The sequence below is a fragment of the Roseococcus microcysteis genome, from assembly GCF_014764365.1.
GTDB classification, from domain to species: domain Bacteria; phylum Pseudomonadota; class Alphaproteobacteria; order Acetobacterales; family Acetobacteraceae; genus Roseococcus; species Roseococcus microcysteis.
In genome coordinates, this window is sequence record NZ_CP061718.1 from 797,719 (window position 1) to 815,259 (window position 17,541).

A 17,541-nucleotide genomic window follows, 5' to 3' on the forward strand; every position below is an offset into this window, starting at 1 on the left:
CGTTTCATGGAACAGGCCCGCCGCATTGACGTGATCTCGGACGCGATCTGCCCCTGGTGCTGGATCGGCAAGCGGCAGCTGGAAGCCGCGCTGAGCCAGCTCGGCGGCGGTTTCGCCGTGTATTGGCGCCCCTACCAGCTCAACCCCGACATGCCCGTCGAGGGCGTCGAGCGCGCCAGCTACCGCGCGGCCAAGTTCGGCAGCCTCGAACGCTCGCGGGAGGCCGATGCGCGCGTGGCCGAGGCCGGGCGCGCCGTGGGCCTCGAATTCCGCCACGACCGCATGCTGCGCACGCCCAACACCATCAAGGCCCATCGCCTCATCCGCTGGGCGGCCGGGCCGCGCCAGGATGCCATGGTGGAAGCCCTGTTCCAGGCCTATTTCCACGACGGCCAGGACATCGGCGACGACGCCACCCTCGCCGCCCTCGCCACCGGCGCCGGCTTTGACGGTGCCGCCGAATTCCTCGCCTCCGGCGCCGAGGAGGCCGAAATCCGCGCCGAAGACGCCCAGTTCCGCCGCATCGGCATCTCCGGCGTGCCGAGTTTCGCCCTGGACGGCCGCGTGATGTTCAGCGGCGCCTGGCCCGCCGAGCGCATGGCGGAGGTCTTCACCCAGCGGGTGGCGTAGGGGGCGCTGTGTCCCGGGAGGGCGCCGCCCTCCCGGACCCTCCCGCCAAAGGCCGGGGGCCTTTGGAAACCTCTCAGTGTGATGGGGTTGGAGAGGGAGGGGCCTGGTGCGCGCGTGACAAGGTCACACCCGCGACGCCCCTCCCTCTCCAACCCCATGAGACGGGGTCCCAGGGGCCTGGGCCCCTGGCAGGGGGTTCGGGGGGACGGCGTCCCCCCGAGAGCCAGCCTCCCTACGCTACCGCTGCGCGATGATCCCGCCGCTGATGCTGGCCGGGATGCGGGGGCGCCAGGCGTTGGCGTCCACGGTGGTGATGAAGTCTTGCAGCGCGCTGTTGAAGGCGCCGGGGTCTTCCAGGTTCATCGTGTGCCCGCATTTGGGCATGACGAGCAGCGCCGAGGTGGAGATGGTGCGCTTGAGGTAGAGGGCGGGTTCGAGGGTCGGGTCGTCCTCGTCGCCGGCGATGATGAAGGTGGGGACGGTCATCTTCCGGAACCCGGCTTCGAGGTCGAAGAGCGAGGGGCGCTCGCGCTGGCAGCCCAGCATGGTCAGCGCGGAGCCTTCGGTAGAATGCTCGCACATCTGCGCCTCGAATTCGGCGAAGCCGCGCGGGTCCTTTTCCTCGAAGATGAGGCGCGTCGGGCCATGGGCGTAGATGCGGCCGAATTCCTGCATGCCGCCTGCGCGGAGCTTCGCCACCGAGGCATCGATCTCCGCCTGGAACTGCGCGCGCTTGTCGGGCGCGGCGCCATAGCCCACCCCGGCCGCGGTCAGGCTGCGGGCCAGGTGCGGGTGGCGCAGGCCGAGATGCAGGGCCGCGAAGGCACCCATGGAGAGGCCGACCACATGCGCGGGGCCAAGACCCAGCCCCTGGATCACGGCCGCGATATCGTCGGTGGCGCGGTCCTGCGAATAGGCACGCGGATCGGTCGGCACGTCCGAGGGCGGGTATCCACGGGCATGGTAGGCGATGCAGCGATAGCGGCGGGAGAAGTAGCGGATCTGCGGCTCCCAGCTGCGCGCATCGCCGGCGAATTCATGGACGAAGACGATGGGGGTGCCGCTTCCGGCCTCGACGTAATGGAGCGCGACACCATCATCGGTCATGACATGGGGCATGGGCTTCTCCTGCTGTTGCCAGCGAGGATGCGGCGGGCCTAAGGAGAGGTCCAGACGCGACCATGCGGCGAAAACATGCAGGGTTGCGCCCCTCACCCACTGGAAATCGGACTTGATTGGTCCTATTTAAGCCGGAGCAGAAGGATACCGCTGTGCTCAGGCTCTCCAGACTGACGGATTACGCGGTCGTGGTCCTGGCCCGCATGGGCGAGGAGGCCGCCGCCTTGCAAAGCGCCCCGGGCCTTGCCACGCGCACCGGCCTGCCCGAGCCCACCGTGGCCAAGGTGCTGAAGACCCTGGCCCAGGCCGGGGTGGTGGAAGGGCTGCGCGGCGCGCGCGGCGGCTACCGCCTGGCCAAGCCGCTGCCCGACATCAAGCTGACCGAGGTGATCGTGGCCTTCGACGGCCCCATCGCGCTGACCGCCTGCGTGGATGGTGGGTCGGGGCTGTGCGAGAGCGAGCATCTTTGCCCCGTGCGCGGTCGTTGGGATCCGGTGAACACCGCGATCCGCGATGCGCTCGAGAAGATTTCCGTGGCCGAACTGGCGGGGCACGCGCTCGCCCCCGTCGAGGCCGATTTCCGCCTGGCTGCCGAGTAGGAGCACGCAATGCCCGCCGTCGCAGAAACCATCGAGACCGTCCAGTCCGCCCAGGAAGGCGGCTACAAGTTCGGCTTCGAGACCAAGATCGAGATGGAGTTCGCCCCCAAGGGGCTGAACGAGGACATCGTCCGCTTCATCTCCGCCAAGAAGGGTGAGCCGGAATGGCTGCTGGAATGGCGGCTGAAGGCCTATGCCATGTGGCTGAAGATGGAGGAGCCCGATTGGGCCGCCGTCTCCTACCCCAAATTCGACTACCAGGACGCCTACTACTACGCCGCGCCGAAGAACAAGGTGGTGCCGAAGTCGCTTGACGAGGTGGACCCCGAACTGCTCCGCACCTACGAGAAGCTGGGCATTCCCCTGCGCGAGCAGGAGCGGCTGCAGGGCATCGCGGTGGACGCGGTGTTCGACAGCGTCTCCGTCGCCACCTCCTACAAGGAGCGGCTGGGCAAGGAGGGCATCATCTTCTGCTCGATCAGCGAGGCGGTGCACACGCACCCGGAGCTGGTGAAGCAGTATCTCGGCAGCGTGGTGCCGCAGGGCGACAACTACTTCGCCTGCCTGAACAGCGCGGTCTTCACCGATGGCAGCTTCGTCTACATCCCCAAGGGCGTGCGCTGCCCGATGGAGCTGTCCACCTATTTCCGCATCAACGCCCAGAACACCGGCCAGTTCGAGCGCACGCTGATCATCGCGGAAGCGGGCAGCCATGTCTCCTACCTGGAAGGCTGCACCGCGCCCCAGCGCGACGAGAACCAGATGCATGCCGCGGTGGTCGAGCTGGTGGCCATGGACGACGCCACCATCAAGTATTCCACCGTGCAGAACTGGTACCCCGGCGACGCCGAAGGCAAGGGCGGCATCTACAACTTCGTGACCAAACGCGGCGCCTGCCGTGGCGCGCGGTCCAAGATTTCCTGGACGCAGGTGGAGACGGGCTCGGCCATCACCTGGAAATATCCCTCCTGCATTCTGCAGGGCGATGACAGCGTGGGCGAGTTCTATTCCGTCGCCATCACCAACAACCGCCAGCAGGCCGATACCGGGACGAAGATGTGGCATATCGGGAAGAACACCCGGTCCACCATCGTCTCCAAGGGCATCAGCGCGGGGCATGGGCAGAACACCTATCGAGGCCTGGTAAAGATCAGCCCCAAGGCCACCGGCGCCCGCAACTTCACCCAGTGCGACAGCCTGCTGATCGGCGACCAGTGCGGGGCGCACACCGTGCCCTACATCGAGAACCGCTGCGCCACCGCGAAGATCGAGCATGAGGCGACCACCAGCCGCATCGCCGAGGACCAGCTGTTCTACTGCCGCGCCCGCGGCCTGAACCAGGAGGAGGCGGTGGGCCTCATCGTGAACGGCTTCTGCCGCGAAGTGCTCAAGGAATTGCCCATGGAATTCGCGGTGGAGGCGCAGAAGCTGCTCGCCATCTCGCTGGAAGGGAGCGTTGGCTGACCATGTTGAAGATCGAGAACCTGACCGCGGAAATCGACGGCAAGCAGATCCTGAACGGCATCAACCTCGAGGTGCCGGCGGGCGAGGTGCACGCCATCATGGGCCCCAACGGCTCGGGCAAGTCCACCCTGTCCTACGTGCTCTCGGGGCGTGAGGGCTATGAGATCACGGGCGGCAGCGCCACCTTCAACGGCGTGGACCTGCTGGCGATGGAGCCGGAGGAGCGCGCGGCGTCGGGCGTGTTTCTCGCCTTCCAGTACCCGGTGGAACTGCCCGGCGTGGGTAATGCCAACTTCCTCCGCACCGCGCTGAACGCCATCCGCCGCGCGCGCGGCGAGGCGGAGGTGGACGCCATGCAGTTCCTCAAGCTCTCGCGCGCCAAGATCAAGGCGCTGCAGATGAGCGAGGACATGCTGAAGCGCAACGTGAATGTGGGCTTCTCCGGCGGCGAGAAGAAGCGCAACGAGGTGCTGCAGATGGCGCTGCTGGAACCCAAGCTCGCCATCCTCGACGAGACCGACAGCGGCCTCGACATCGACGCGCTGAAGATCGTGGCCGATGGCGTGAACGCCATGCGCGGGCCGGGCTTCTCGGCGCTCGTCATCACCCACTACCAGCGCCTGCTGGACCACATCACGCCCGACCGCGTGCATGTGCTGATGGGCGGGCGCATCGTGAAGACCGGTGGCCCCGAGCTCGCGCTGGAGCTGGAGGCGGAGGGCTACGCGAAGGTGGCGGCATGAACACCATGGTGACCGGTGCCGCTTCCTTCCTGGGCCGCTTTGAGGGCCTGCGCGAACGCCTGCCTGGCGGCCGCACGCCCTGGGTGGCGAAGCTGCGCGCCGAAGCGGCCGAGAGTTTCCGCGCCCAGGGCCTGCCCGGCCGGCGCATCGAGGCCTGGCACTACACGGATCTCGGCGTGCTGGCGCAGCTTGGCTTCACCGAGGCGCTGACGCTGGCGGACGAGGCCCCTGCCCTGCCGCCCGCCCGCGCCGCGCACCGCGCCGTCTTTGTGGATGGCCGCTTCGCGTCCGCGCTGTCGCAACTGCCGGCGGGTGCGGCGCCGCTGGCCGAGGCGCTGGACGCCACCGAAGGCCGGCTGGGCGCGCTGGCGCAGACCCTGCCGATCGTGGCGCTGAACACCATGCTGTTCGAGGATGGGCTGGTGTTGGACGTGCCGGCGGGCGTGGATGCGGGGGAGATGGAACTGCTCTCCTTCGCCACCCATGCCGGCCGCGCCATTGCCTTCCATCCGCGCCACCTGATCCGCCTCGGCGAAGGCGCCAGGCTCACGCTGATCGACACCAGCCTGGGCGAGGCGGAGGCCACCTATCTGCACAACCCGGTCTATGAGATCGCGGTGGCGGAGGGGGCGGAACTCACGCATGTCCGCATCCAGCGCGAGGGTCGCGCGGGCTTTCAGCTTTCCACCGTGCTGGCCACGGTGCAGGCCGGCGGCACCTATGACAATTTCACGCTGAATGCCGGCGGGCGGCTGGTCCGCAACGAGATCCATGTGGCGCTGCAAGGCCCCAAGGCCGCCTGCCACATGAATGGCGCGCAGCTGGTGGCCGAGGGGCAGCACGCGGACACCACCACCTTCCTCGACCACGCAGCCCCGGACTGCCCCAGCCGGCAGACCTACAAGACGGTGCTGGCCGGGCGTTCGCGCGGCGTGTTCCAGGGCAAGATCCTGGTGCGACAGGCCGCGCAGCGCACCGATGGCTACCAGATGAACCAGGCGCTGCTGCTCTCGGACGATGCCGAGATCAACGCCAAGCCGCAGCTCGAAATCTACGCCGACGACGTGAAGTGCAGCCATGGCGCGACGGTGGGCGCCCTGGACGAAGCGCAGCTCTTCTACTTGCGCGCACGCGGCATCCCGGCCAGCACCGCCCGCGCCATGCTGGTCGAGGCCTTCCTGACCGAAGCGATCGAGGGCGTGATCAACCCCCTCGCGCAGGAGGCGCTGTCCGAGGCCATCTCCGGCTGGTGGCAGAAAGAAGCGGTGTGATGGACGCCCTCCCCGCCCGGCTGGACGTGGCGCGCATCCGCCAGGATTTCCCGATCCTTGGCACGCAGGTGCGCGGCAAGCCACTGGTCTTCCTGGACAGCGGCGCCTCCGCCCAGAAGCCGCGCGCCGTGATCGAGGCGATGACGCGCTGCATGGAAACGGCCTATGCCAATGTCCATCGCGGCGCCTATCACCTGAGTGAGGTCGCCACCGCCAATTTCGAGGCGGCGCGCGAGGCGGCGCAGCGTTTCCTGGGTGCCGCGACGCCCGAGGAAATCGTCTTCACCCGCAACTCCACCGAGGCCTTCAACCTTGTCGCGCACAGCTTCGGCCGCGCGCTGCTCAAGCGCGGGCAGGTGGTGCTGGTCTCGGAGATGGAGCACCACGCGAACCTGGTGCCCTGGCAAATGCTGCGCGATGCGGGCTTCGGCATCGGGCTGCGCTTCATCCGCGTGACCGATGCGGGGGAACTCGACCTGGACGACTATGCCCGGCACCTCGCGCAGGGCGATGTCGGGCTCGTTTCCGTCACGCACATGTCCAATGTGCTGGGCACCGTGACGCCGGCCGCCCGCATCGCGCGCATGGCGCATGAGGCCGGCGCCCGCGTCATGTTTGACGGCAGCCAGGCCGCGGTCCACCGCGCCGTGGATGTGCGCGCCATTGACGCGGATTTCTACGCCTTCACCGGGCACAAGCTGTACGGGCCCACCGGCATCGGCGTGCTCTATGGCAAGCGCGAATTGCTGGACTCCATGCCTCCCTTCCAGGGCGGCGGCGACATGATCGAGACGGTCACGCTGGAAGGCTCCACCTGGGCCGCGCCCCCTGCCCGCTTCGAACCCGGCACGCCCGCCATCATCGAGGCGGCGGGCCTGCTGGCGGCCATCGAGTACGTGAACGCCATCGGCATGGAGGCCATCGAGGCGCATGAGCGCACGCTGGTGGAACACGCCTCCGCCACCCTCGCCCAGGTGCCCGGCCTGACCCTGCTGGGCTCGGCGCAGGACCGGGGCGGCGTCTTCGCCTTCTCCCTGGACGTGGCGCACCCGCATGACCTGTCCACCTTCCTCGACCGGCGGGGCATCTGCGTCCGCGCCGGCCGCCATTGCGCGGAGCCGCTGCATGCGCGCTTCGGGCTGGAGGGCGGCACCTCCCGTGCCTCCTTCGGCCTCTACACCACCGCCGAGGAAATCGACGCGCTGGCCGAGGCGCTGGTCGCCGCGCGGAAATTCTTCGCATGACGGGGCAGGCGGCCGGGTTCGAGGAATTGCGGGACCTCTACCAGGAGGTCATCCTCGACCATGGCCGCAAGCCTCGGAACCATTTCCGCATGGAGGTCTTCGACGCCTCCGCCCGCGGTGACAACCCGATGTGCGGCGACCGGGTGGAGCTTTTCCTGGCGCTGGCGGATGGCCATATCAGCAAGGCCAGCTTCATCGGCCGCGGCTGCGCCATCAGCCAGGCCAGCGCCTCGCTGCTGACGGAGCTGGTGCCGGGCCTGACGCCCGGGGAGGCCCGCGCCATGGGCGCCCGCCTGCGCGAGATGGCGAAGACCGGTGTGCGCGATGGCAGCACACCGGCGTTGGAACGGCTGTCCGCCCTGTCGGGCGTGCATGAATTTCCCAGCCGGGTGAAGTGCGCCACGCTCGCGTGGCACGCGCTCGACGCCGCGCTGGATGGATCGAAGGAGGCGAGCAGTGAGTGACCAGGCCGCCAGCCACGGAAGCTGGACCCCGGAGGGCGAAACCCTGCCGGCCGTGACCGAAGAGGGCGTCATCGAGGCGCTGAAGACCGTCTTCGACCCCGAAATTCCCGTGGACATCTACGAACTCGGTCTCGTCTACGCGATCGAGCTGGAGGAGGGCGGGCGCGTGAAGGTCGAGATGACGCTGACCACCCCCTCCTGCCCCTCGGCGCAGGAATTGCCCTCCATGGCCGAGGAGGCCATCCGCCAGATGCCCGGCGTCACCGATTGCCAGGTCGAGATCGTGTGGGACCCGCCCTGGGACCAGTCGCGGATGAGCGAGGATGCGCGCCTCGCGCTGAACATGTTCTGATGAAGGGAGTGCCGTCATGAGCACCACCACCGAAGCCCCGCGCGTGAAGCGGGAATTGCCGCCCCTGATGTCCCTCTCCGAGGCGGCTGCCGAACGCCTGCGCCGCCTCTACGACAAGGCGGAAGCCGGCAAGCTGCTGCGCATCGGCGTGAAGACGAAGGGCTGCTCCGGCATGGCCTATGATTTGAGCTTCGTGGAAAGCCAAGGGCCGGGCGATGAGCGCGTGACCGACAAGGGCATCACCATCCTGGTGGACCGCAAGGCCACCCTCTACCTCCTCGGCACCACCATGGACTACGAGGTGAAGCCGATGAGCGCCGGCTTCGTCTTCGTGAATCCGAACGAGAAGGGCCGCTGCGGCTGCGGCGAGAGCTTCCACGTCTGAGGCGCGCGGCCTCAGCTGAAGAGGCTGTAGAACATCCTGAGGCTGGTCACGGCCAGGAACAGCGCGAAGGCCCGCTTCAGCCAGAGCGGCTTGATGGTGTGGGCCAGCTTCACGCCCCAGGGCGTGGCGATGATGGAGCTGGGCACGATCAGCGCAAAGCCGATCAGGCTGACATAGCCGAGCGACCAGGGCGGCAGATTCGGATCATTCCAGCCGCCCCAGATGAAGCCGATGGTGGCTGGCACCGAGATGATCAGGCCGAAGACGCTGGAGGTGGCCACCGCCGCGCGGATGGGGTGGCCGAACATGGACAGGATCGGCACGCCCAGCGTGCCGCCGCCGATTCCCATCATCGCGCTCACGCTGCCGATGCCCATGCCGAGTGCCGCGCGCGGCGGGCCTTCGGGCACCTTCTCCGCCACGCGGAAATCCACGCCCGTGAAGCCCATGTTCAGCGCCACCAGCAGCGCGACCACGGCGAAGACGGCCGTCAGCCCTTCGCCGCGCACATGCACGGCCAGTGCGGTGCCGATGGCCACACCCAGCATCATGGGCAGCCAGATGGAGCGCAGCAGCGTCTCGTCCATCGCGCCCGTGGCGCGGTGCTTGCGCGCCGAGACGATGGAGGTGGGGATGATGGTGGCGAGCGAGGTGCCCACCGCCAGCTTCATCTGGATGGCGTCCGGGATGTCGAAGAAGGGAAAGACGTTGAACAGCAGCGGCACGATGACGATGCCGCCGCCCACGCCCAGCAGCCCCGCCAGCGTCCCGGAGACGACGCCCGTCGCCACCATGGCCGCCGCAAGCGCCATCAGCCACCCCACATCATACATCGCGCGTCCCCGGCAGGTTGTGTTCGCGCCGGTCCTGTAACCCTCCCGACACCCGTCGCATAGCGCAAGGCGCGGCCCCCACCTTCCCGCGTGGCGCATGGCGTTCTAGCCTCCGCGCGAACACAGGCAGGAGGAATGGCCACATGATGCTCAAGGACAAGGTCGCCATCGTCACGGGCTCCGGTGGGGGTATCGGGCGCGAGATCGCGGTCGCCATGGCGGAAGCCGGCGCCAAGGTCGTCATCAACGACATCGGCGCCTCGCTGGGCGGCGAGGGCTTCTCGACCAGCCCGGCCGAGCAGACCAAGGCCATCATCGAACAGAAGGGCGGCCAGGCCGTCATCAACACCGACAGCGTCTCCGAGTGGGAGAATGCGAAGAAGATCGTCCAGACCGCCATTGATGCCTTTGGCCGCGTGGACATCGTGGTGAACAACGCGGGCATCCTGCGCGACCAGATCTTCCACCGGATGACGCCGGAGGAGTGGCTCTCTGTCATCAACGTCCACCTGAACGGCAGCTTCTTCATGAGCCGCGCCGCGGCCGAGCATTTCCGCAAGCAGGAAAGCGGCAGCTTCGTCCACATCACCTCGACCTCGGGGCTGATCGGCAATTTCGGCCAGGCGAACTACTCCGCCGCCAAGCTCGGCATCGTGGCGCTGTCGAAGTCCATCGCGCTGGACATGAAGCGCTACAATGTCCGCTCGAACTGCCTGGCCCCCTTCGCCTGGTCGCGCATGACCAGCTCCATCCCCGCCGAGACGCCGGAGCAGAAGGCGCGCGTGGAGCGCATCATGCGGATGGGCCCGGAGAAGAACGCGCCGCTCGCGGTGTTCCTGGCCTCGGACGCGGCCAAGGAGGTGACAGGCCAGATCTTCGCGCCCCGCATGCATGAGCTGTTCCTGTTCAGCCAGAACCGCCCCATCCGCTCGGTCCACAGCGAAAGCGGCTGGACGCCGGAGAAGATCGCGGAAGTCGCGCTGCCGGCCTTCCGTGCGAACTTCGTGCCCATGGAGCGCTCGGGCGACGTGTTCAGCTGGGACCCCGTGTGACGTGAACTTCGAGCTCAACGAGGAGCAGAAGGCCTTCCAGGAGGTGGTGCGCGGCTTCGCCGAGCGCCACCTCGCCAAGGGCGCGGTGGAACGCGCCCACACGGTGGGCTTTCCGTGGGATGTCGCGAAGCTGATGGCCGAACAAGGCTTGTTCGGCATCATGCTGCCCGAGGAGGATGGCGGGGCCGGCGGCACCGTCTTCGACGCGGTGCTGGCCATGGAGCAGATCGCGCAGGTCTGCCCGCGCAGCGCGGACGTGCTGCAGGCCGGCAATTTCGGCGCCTTCCGCACCTTCGCGGAATACGCTTCGCCCTACCAGAAGGAACGGTTCTTCAAGCCGCTTCTGGCCGGTGAGGCCGTGGCGGCGGTCGGCATGACGGAGCCCGACGCGGGTTCGGCGCTCACCGACCTCAAGACGCATTGCACGCCGGATGGCGAGGGCTTCCGGCTGAACGGCCAGAAGGTCTTCACCACCAACAGCGCGGAAGCCAATGTCTTCGTCATCTACTGCCGCTTCGGGCCTGGCGTGGGCGGCATCGGCAGCGTTCTCGTTGAGCGGGGCATGGAGGGGTTCAGCCTCGGCCAGCCCAGCCTCTACATGAACGATGAGGAGTGGTGCGCCCTCTACTTCGACAATGTCTACATCCCGCCCGAGATGGTGCTGCTGGGCCCCGGCGGCTTCAAGAAGCAGATCGGCGGCTTCAATGTGGAGCGCGTGGGCAATACGACGCGGGCGCTGGCGCTGGGCGAATACTGCTTCACCGCGGCGCGCGACCACGCCATGACGCGCCGGCAGTTCGGCCGCCCGCTGATGGAATTCCAAGGCCTGCAATGGAAGTTCGCCGAGATGCGCGTGGCGCTCGATGCCGCGCGGCTGCTGCTCTACCGCGCGGCGGTGAATGCCGGGCGCGGCCTGCCGGACGCACAGGAAGTCGCCATCGCCAAATATGCCTGCAACCAGGCGGGCTGGCTTGCCTCCAATGAATCCATGCAGGTGATGGGCGGCACGGGCTATTCGAAGGACCTGCTCATCGAATACTGCGTGCGCCGCACCCGCGGCTGGATGATCGCGGGCGGCAGCCTGGAGGTGATGAAGAACCGCATCGCCGAAGGCGTGTTCGGGCAGACATTCTCACAGCGTCCGCCGAAATGAAGGCGTTGCTGGAGCCCCGCCGGATCGCCCTGGTGGGCGCCTCCGGCGACCCTGCCCGCCTGACCGCGCGGGCGCAGATCTATCTGCGCCGGCACGGCTATCAGGGTGAGCTTTTCCCGGTGAACCCGCGTGCCAGCGAAATCCTGGGCGAACCCGCCTTCGCGCGCGTCGAGGACATCCCGGGCGAGATCGACTTCGCCTATATCCTGCTGGGCACGCAGCAGGTGGAAGCGCAGCTTGCAGCCGTGGCGGCCAAGGGGGCCAAGGTCGCCTGCATCCTGGCCGATGGCTTCGCGGAAGCGGGGCCGGAGGGCCAGGCCTTGCAGGACCGCTGCGTCGCGGCCGCGAAGGCCGCGGGGCTGCGCCTGCTCGGCCCCAATTCCATGGGCATCATCAACATCCCGGCCCGCATCGCGGCCAGCGTGAACGCCGCACTCGAAGCCGAGACGCTGCCCGCCGGGCGCCTCGCCCTCGTCAGCCAGTCCGGCTCCATGCTGGGCGCCATCATGGGGCGCGGGGCCGCGCGGGGCATGGGGTTCTCGCACCTCATCGCCACGGGCAACGAGGCCGACCTCACCGCCGGCGAAATTGCCGCCATGCTGGTGGACGAGCCAGGCGTGGACGCGGTGATGCTCTTCCTGGAGGCCATCCGGGAGCCGCAGCACTACGCGCACGCCGCCTGGAAAGCACACCGCGCGGGAAAACCCATCATCGCCTACAAGCTCGGCCGCTCGCCCTACGGGGCGGAGCTGGCCACCAGCCACACCGGCGCCCTGGCCGGCAGCGACATGGCGGCCGAAGCCTTCTTCCGTGCGCATGGCATCCTGCGCGCCACCATGCTGGAGAGTTTTCTGGAGCTTCCCGCCCTGGTCCTGGGGCGCAAGCCGCATGTATCCACCCACCGCGCCGTCTCGGTGATGACCACCACCGGCGGCGGCGGCGCCATGGCGGTGGACGCGCTGGGCGTGGCCGGCATCGAGGCGCGCATCCCCGACGCGCACGCCACCGCGAAGCTGCACGCGGTGGACATGCACCCGCATGGCCGACTGCTGGACATGACGCTAGCCGGCACCAAGCCCGACCGGGTGGAGGCCGCCATCGTGGCACTCGCCGCCGCGCGGGACACGGATGTGGTGGTGCCCGTCATCGGCTCCTCCGCGCAGTTCCGGCCGCATGACGCGGTGGCGGGCATCGTGCGCGGGCGGGACGCGGTGGGCGATGCGAAGCCCGTGGCCGCCTTCCTCGTGCCCCAGGCCGATGCCTCGCTGCGGCTGCTGGCCGAGGCCGGCATTCCCGCCTTCCGCACGCCTGAATCGCTGGCGGATGCCATGCGCGCCTTCCTCGACTGGCGCGCGCCGCTGCCGGCCCCGCACATGGCCGCGCCCGAAGTGACGCTGCCCGAAAGGCCTGATGAGGCCGATGCGCGCGAGGTCTTCGCGGCCCTCGGCCTGCGCACGGACTATGCCCGCTTCAGCGACACGCCGCCCGAGGGGCTGCGCTATCCGGTGGCGCTGAAGATCCTCTCGCCGGATCTCGCGCACAAGACCGAGGTGGGCGGCGTCGCGCTCAACATCCCCGATGAGGCGGCGCTGCGTTCGGCCATGCTGAACATGCGCGCGCGGGTGGAGAAGGCCGCACCCCAGGCGCGGATCACCGGCTTCCTGGCGCAGCCCATGGCCAAGGGGTTGGCCGAGGTCATCCTGGGCTTCCGCCGCGATCCGGAAGTTGGGCCGGTGGTGCTGCTGGGCGCCGGCGGCGTGCTGGCGGAACTGCACCGCGACGTGGCGCTTCGCCTCGCGCCACTGCACCTCGACGAGGCCCGCGGCATGATCGCGGAGGTGCGGGCGCTGCGCGTCATCGAGGGCTGGCGTGGCCTGCCGCGCGGCGATGTGGAGGCTTTGGCCCACGCCATCGCCGCCGTCTCGCGCCTCGCCGCCATGGAGGGCATCGCGGAGGCCGAGATCAACCCGCTGATGATCCATGAGAGCGGCGTGACCGTCGCCGATGCCTGGATCGTGAGGAGGTGAGCATGGACCCGAAACCGCTGATCGAGGCGCGCTACGGCCACCTCCCCTTCGACCCGCCGGCCGAAATCCCGGACACGCTGGGCGCCCTGCTCGACCGTCGCGTCACGCGCCGCTACCGCGCGGAGCCCGTCTCCGACGCGCTGCTGGACACGGTGCTGGCCGCCGCCTCCTCGGCCCCCTCCAAGAGCGACATGCAGCAATGGTCGGTGGTGGTGCTGCGCGATCCCGCCAAGATCGCGGCCATCGCGGACTGGATCGGCACCATGCCCTGGATCAAGCAGGCGCCGGTGTTTCTCGTCTTCTGCGCCGATGTGCGCCGTGGCCGCGACATCTGCGACCGCGCGGGGCGCGAACATGCCAATGACAATCTCGACACCGTGCTGAACGCGACGGTGGATGCCGCGCTCGCCATGGGGATGACCATTGCGGCGGCCGATGCGGCGGGCCTGGGCACCTGCCCCATCTCCTATGTGCGGAACCACATGGAGAAGGTCGGGCCCCTGCTCGGCCTGCCCAAGGGCGTCTTCCCGATTGCCGGCCTGACGCTGGGCGTGCCCGAGGCGCGCAACGAACCCTCCGCCCGCCTGCCGCCCTCGGTCACCATCCACCGCGAACGCTATGACGCCTCGGGCGAGGCGCAGGCCCTGTCGGCCTATGACGCAAGGCGCGAACGGGCCAAGCCGCGCTATCCGGAAATCCACGGCCCGGCGCCCGAGGGCTGCAGCTGGACCGAGAACGTCGCCCGCCAGCTCTCGGTGCCGGAACGCGCGGGTTTCCGCGCCTGGCTGCGCTCGCGCGGCTTCGCCCTTGACTGAACCCACGGCCGACAATCCCGGCAGTGCCGATGCGGCGGGCGTGACGCGCCGTCGCGTCCATCCCCGCCACGCCGCCAGCCTCGTTCTGTGGCGCGAGGGACCGTCCGGCCCCGAGGTGCTGATGGGCCGCCGCCACCACGCGCTGCGCTTCATGCCAGGCGTGCTGGTCTTCCCCGGCGGACGGGTGGACCGCACCGACTACAAGGCGCCCGCCATCAGCGAGTTGCGGGCGCCCACGCTGGCCATGCTGCGGCTCTCCTCGCCCGCCAGCCTCGCCCGCGCGCTGGCGGTCGCCGCCGCGCGCGAGCTGCACGAGGAAACCGCGCTGGTGCTGGGCGAGATGCGCGGCGGGCGGGTCGCGCCGGATCTGGGCTGCATGGACTATCTCAGCCGCGCCATCACGCCGGCTGGCCGGCCCATCCGCTTCCATGCGCGCTTCCTGGTGGCCCCCGCCAGCGCGGCCCAGGGCGAACTCCGCGGCTCGGGCGAGTTGGAGGAATTGCGCTTCTTCCCGCTCACAGGCCTCGCCGGTCAGCCCGTGATGCGGATCACTGCCATGATCCTGGAGGAATTCCAGTCCTGGCTCTCCATGGACCAGGCGGCGCGCGACGCCCGCGCGCTTATGGCCATCAAGGGCCGCGATCGCTTTTCCGCGGAACGCAAATGGCCCTCAAGCGAGGCGCCATAGCTCACCCTCGCGGATGGCCGCGCCCTCGCCTTCCAGCATGATGAGTTGCGCCAGCAGGCTCCGCCCCGCCGCGCGCACGAGGCGCGGATCGAGCGGGCCATAGACCGGACCCACCAGCGCCTCGGCCGCGATGGGCCCGTGTTCGCGCAGCGCCGCGATCACCCGGGCCTCGCGCTTCTGCCGGTGGAGGCTCAGCGCATCCAGGAAGGGCATGGGGTCGGGCAGCTTCGGCCCATGGCCGGGGAGGTAGAGCCTGTCCTGCCCCTCGCGCGCGCGCAGCTTCGCCAGGCTGTCGCGATAGGCGCGCATGTCGCCATCGGGCGGGCTGACCACGCTGGTGGACCAGGACATGACATGGTCGGCGCTGAACAGGATGCCGGTGCCCTCCAGCGCGAAGCACAGATGGTTGCCGCAATGGCCCGGTGTGAACAAAGCGGTCAGGCGCCAATCCGCGCCCTCGATCGCGCCGCCATCGGGCACGCGGACATCGGGCATGAAGTCATGGTCGCCCCCTTCCTGCCCGTCATGCGGCGGCGTCGCGTGCGGGCCATGGGCGTAGCTCGGCGCGCCCGTCGCGGCTTGCAGCGCGCGGGCACCCGGCGAATGGTCCCGGTGGGTGTGCGAGACGATGACATGCGTGATCGTCTCGCCGCTGGTCGCGGCCAGGATGGCCTGCAGATGCGCCGCATCTTCCGGCCCCGGATCCAGCACCGCGACAGACTTGCCGCCACCGATCAGGTAGGTGTTGGTGCCGCGGAAGGTGAAGGCCGAGGGGTTGTTGCACAGCACCCGCCGCACGCCGGGGGCGATATGCTCCACCGTGCCGTATTCGAGGGGGTCGTCTCGCAGGAAGGGGACGTTCAACGCTTCACTCCTCGGCGCATTTCGCGCTGCATGATGTAGAGGGCGGCCAGCACGATCAATCCGGCGCCGACGAAGGTCGCGATGCCGGGCGTGTCGCCGAAGAAGATCCAGCCCAGCAGCACGGCCCAGAGGATGCCCGTGTAGGAATAGGCGCCAAGGGAGGAGACCTGCGCGGACGCATAGGCCTCCGTCAGCATCACCTGCGCGATGCCGCCCACCAGCCCCACCCCCAGCAGCAGCAGGAATTCCCAGGGCGTGGGGGTCACCCAGACGAAGGGAAGCGCCAGCCCCGTGAAGCAGGTCATGAGGATGGACTGCCAGGTGACGATGGTGGTGGAGCTTTCGGTGGCGGAGAGGCTGCGCACCAGCAGCGTCGTCATGGCCGAAAACACGCCGTGCAGCACCGCGATGGACATGCCCAGCGCGATCCATGGATCGATGCGGCCCTGGAAGGCCCCCTGCCCCAGCGCGATGACCAGGATGCCGCCGAAGCCGAGCAGCACCGCGCTGAACCGATGGATGCCCACCCGCTCGCCCAGGAAGGGAATGGCCAGCAGCGTGACGAAGAGTGGCGTGGTGAAGGTCAGCGCCGTCTGCTCGGCCAGCGGCAGCACGGTCAGCGAGAAGAAGGCGCAGCTCATCGCCATGGTGCCCGTCATGGCGCGGCCCACATGCTGCGGCAGGCGCTGGGTGCGAAGCCGCACCCCCTGGCCCAGCCGCGCCACGATCAGCAGCACCACCGGCAGGGCCAGCACGCTGCGGAAGAACATGATCTCGAGGAAATGGATGCGGTCGCCCACCAGCTTCACCAGCGCGCCCATCAGGGTGAACAGCGCGGTGGCCCCCAGCATGAGCAGCGCCCCGCGCCTCGCATCATGACGCAGCGCCATGTCTCGCCCTTTCCTCGGCGCGGCGCACGCGCTCGCGGTGCAGGTTGTAGATGCCGGCGGCGATGACCACGGCGGCCCCGGCCAGGGTCGTCCAGGCCGGAACCTCCGCGAAGATCACGAAGCCCAGCACCAGGCCCCAGAGCAGGGGGGTGTATTCCAGCGGCGCGAGCGAGGCCACCCGCGTCAGCGCGAAGGCACGGGCGAAGAGCAGGTGCGCGATGGCATTGGACACGCCGAAGAACAGCAGCAGGAAGAACATCGGCCAGGAGGGGAAGAGGTTGGGCGGTCGCCCCTCCGGCCACAGCGCCGTCACCGGCAGCAGGGCGAGGCCGAGCGGGATGTGCATCAGCATCAGCCAGAAGGCGATGGTGGCCGCCGTGTCCGTGCTGGCCAAGGTCCGCGTCCAGATGCGGCTGACGGCCATGCCGACCACGGCCACCAGCAGCACCGCCACCTCCCACCGCCAGAGGTCACCCCCCGGCTGAAGCATGAACAGCACGCCCGAAAAGCCCAGCAGGCAGGAGATCCAGCGTCGCCAGCCCACGGATTCGCCCAACATGGGAATGGCCAACAACGTCATCAGCAGCGGGGCGGCCGCCGCGACCGCATAGGAATCCGCGAGACCGAGGCCCGCCAGCCAGACAAAGTACCACAGCGCCGAGACCGCGCAGTGCAGGAAGGACCGCCCCAGGACCAGACGGCCATTGCGCGGCCACAACCCCAGGCCGCGCGCGATGGCGGCAACGGCCACCGCCCCCACCACCCCGCGCCAGAGCATGGCACCCGCCACGCCGATCTCGGGCAGGGCGAACTTCACCGCGGCATCGGCACCGGTGATGATGAAATAGCCCAGCGCCGCGAGCGCAATCCCGCGCACCGCCGCCTCGCCGCTGGTGGAGCGGCCCGGAATGGGGTCGTTACGCAAGCGGGGCACCCGCCGTTCCGTAG

19 protein-coding genes are annotated in these 17,541 nt (G+C 68.9%); 14 read left to right on the top strand and 5 right to left on the bottom strand.

What is annotated here, in order from left to right:
• Positions 1 to 6 precede the first annotated feature (6 nt).
• On the top strand, positions 7 to 630 hold the full coding sequence (locus tag ICW72_RS03695) for a DsbA family oxidoreductase (protein WP_191084992.1): 624 nt from the start codon (positions 7 to 9) through the stop codon (positions 628 to 630).
• A gap of 237 nt (positions 631 to 867) precedes the next feature.
• On the opposite strand, the gene ICW72_RS03700 is transcribed toward ICW72_RS03695, so the two are convergent.
• Positions 868 to 1,749: an alpha/beta fold hydrolase gene (locus tag ICW72_RS03700; RefSeq protein WP_191084993.1), complete on the bottom strand. Its 882-nt coding sequence runs from the start codon at positions 1,747 to 1,749 to the stop codon at positions 868 to 870.
• Positions 1,750 to 1,901: 152 nt separating this feature from the next.
• On the opposite strand from ICW72_RS03700, the gene ICW72_RS03705 reads away from it, so the two are divergent.
• From ICW72_RS03705 to ICW72_RS03740, 8 genes are read left to right on the top strand one after another with little or no spacing between them, the layout of a single operon-like run.
• Complete coding sequence (locus ICW72_RS03705) at positions 1,902 to 2,348, top strand: SUF system Fe-S cluster assembly regulator (protein WP_191084994.1); 447 nt, start codon at positions 1,902 to 1,904, stop codon at positions 2,346 to 2,348.
• Positions 2,349 to 2,357: 9 nt separating this feature from the next.
• A complete protein-coding gene (gene sufB / locus ICW72_RS03710; protein ID WP_191084995.1) occupies positions 2,358 to 3,812 on the top strand; it encodes a Fe-S cluster assembly protein SufB in 1,455 nt (484 codons plus the stop codon).
• A 2-nt stretch (positions 3,813 to 3,814) separates the two neighbouring features.
• Positions 3,815 to 4,555, top strand: a complete 741-nt coding sequence (sufC, locus tag ICW72_RS03715) for a Fe-S cluster assembly ATPase SufC (RefSeq protein ID WP_191084996.1) — start codon at positions 3,815 to 3,817, stop codon at positions 4,553 to 4,555.
• The gene (sufD, locus tag ICW72_RS03720) at positions 4,552 to 5,826 is read left to right on the top strand and encodes a Fe-S cluster assembly protein SufD (RefSeq protein ID WP_191084997.1); all 1,275 of its coding nucleotides are present in this window, start codon (positions 4,552 to 4,554) and stop codon (positions 5,824 to 5,826) included. The genes sufC and sufD overlap by 4 nt, the downstream gene beginning before the upstream one ends.
• Complete coding sequence (locus ICW72_RS03725) at positions 5,826 to 7,070, top strand: aminotransferase class V-fold PLP-dependent enzyme (RefSeq protein WP_191084998.1); 1,245 nt, start codon at positions 5,826 to 5,828, stop codon at positions 7,068 to 7,070. Before sufD ends, ICW72_RS03725 begins: the two co-directional genes overlap by 1 nt.
• Positions 7,067 to 7,534, top strand: a complete 468-nt coding sequence (sufU, locus tag ICW72_RS03730) for a Fe-S cluster assembly sulfur transfer protein SufU (protein WP_191084999.1) — start codon at positions 7,067 to 7,069, stop codon at positions 7,532 to 7,534. The genes ICW72_RS03725 and sufU overlap by 4 nt, the downstream gene beginning before the upstream one ends.
• The gene (locus ICW72_RS03735; protein ID WP_191085000.1) at positions 7,506 to 7,886 is read left to right on the top strand and encodes an SUF system Fe-S cluster assembly protein; all 381 of its coding nucleotides are present in this window, start codon (positions 7,506 to 7,508) and stop codon (positions 7,884 to 7,886) included. The genes sufU and ICW72_RS03735 overlap by 29 nt, the downstream gene beginning before the upstream one ends.
• 16 nt (positions 7,887 to 7,902) lie before the next feature.
• The gene (locus tag ICW72_RS03740; RefSeq protein ID WP_191085001.1) at positions 7,903 to 8,271 is read left to right on the top strand and encodes a HesB/IscA family protein; all 369 of its coding nucleotides are present in this window, start codon (positions 7,903 to 7,905) and stop codon (positions 8,269 to 8,271) included.
• Positions 8,272 to 8,282: 11 nt separating this feature from the next.
• On the opposite strand, the gene ICW72_RS03745 is transcribed toward ICW72_RS03740, so the two are convergent.
• Positions 8,283 to 9,104, bottom strand: coding sequence for a sulfite exporter TauE/SafE family protein (locus ICW72_RS03745; RefSeq protein ID WP_191085002.1), 822 nt, complete (start codon positions 9,102 to 9,104; stop codon positions 8,283 to 8,285).
• Positions 9,105 to 9,247: 143 nt separating this feature from the next.
• Here ICW72_RS03745 and ICW72_RS03750 point away from each other — a divergent pair, with 143 nt between their 5' ends.
• From ICW72_RS03750 to ICW72_RS03765, 5 genes are read left to right on the top strand one after another with little or no spacing between them, the layout of a single operon-like run.
• Positions 9,248 to 10,156, top strand: coding sequence for an SDR family NAD(P)-dependent oxidoreductase (locus ICW72_RS03750; protein ID WP_184383112.1), 909 nt, complete (start codon positions 9,248 to 9,250; stop codon positions 10,154 to 10,156).
• 1 nt (position 10,157) lies between these two features.
• Entirely contained in the window at positions 10,158 to 11,309 is a 1,152-nt protein-coding gene (locus tag ICW72_RS03755) for an acyl-CoA dehydrogenase family protein (protein ID WP_191085003.1), read from the top strand.
• Between the two features lie 5 nt (positions 11,310 to 11,314).
• Positions 11,315 to 13,336 (top strand): acetate--CoA ligase family protein, encoded by a 2,022-nt coding sequence (locus ICW72_RS03760; RefSeq protein WP_191085004.1) that lies wholly within the window; start codon positions 11,315 to 11,317, stop codon positions 13,334 to 13,336.
• Positions 13,337 to 13,338: 2 nt separating this feature from the next.
• Positions 13,339 to 14,151, top strand: a complete 813-nt coding sequence (locus ICW72_RS20525) for a nitroreductase family protein (RefSeq protein WP_223880803.1) — start codon at positions 13,339 to 13,341, stop codon at positions 14,149 to 14,151.
• Positions 14,144 to 14,839: an NUDIX hydrolase gene (locus tag ICW72_RS03765; protein ID WP_223880804.1), complete on the top strand. Its 696-nt coding sequence runs from the start codon at positions 14,144 to 14,146 to the stop codon at positions 14,837 to 14,839. The genes ICW72_RS20525 and ICW72_RS03765 overlap by 8 nt, the downstream gene beginning before the upstream one ends.
• Here ICW72_RS03765 and ICW72_RS03770 read toward each other — a convergent pair.
• From ICW72_RS03770 to ICW72_RS03780, 3 genes are read right to left on the bottom strand one after another with little or no spacing between them, the layout of a single operon-like run.
• Positions 14,822 to 15,703: an MBL fold metallo-hydrolase gene (locus ICW72_RS03770; RefSeq protein WP_191085006.1), complete on the bottom strand. Its 882-nt coding sequence runs from the start codon at positions 15,701 to 15,703 to the stop codon at positions 14,822 to 14,824. The genes ICW72_RS03765 and ICW72_RS03770 overlap by 18 nt on opposite strands.
• Positions 15,700 to 16,593 (bottom strand): DMT family transporter, encoded by an 894-nt coding sequence (locus ICW72_RS03775; RefSeq protein WP_191085007.1) that lies wholly within the window; start codon positions 16,591 to 16,593, stop codon positions 15,700 to 15,702. Before ICW72_RS03775 ends, ICW72_RS03770 begins: the two co-directional genes overlap by 4 nt.
• Entirely contained in the window at positions 16,577 to 17,527 is a 951-nt protein-coding gene (locus tag ICW72_RS03780; RefSeq protein WP_223880805.1) for a DMT family transporter, read from the bottom strand. Before ICW72_RS03780 ends, ICW72_RS03775 begins: the two co-directional genes overlap by 17 nt.
• Between the last annotated feature and the right edge of the window lie 14 nt (positions 17,528 to 17,541).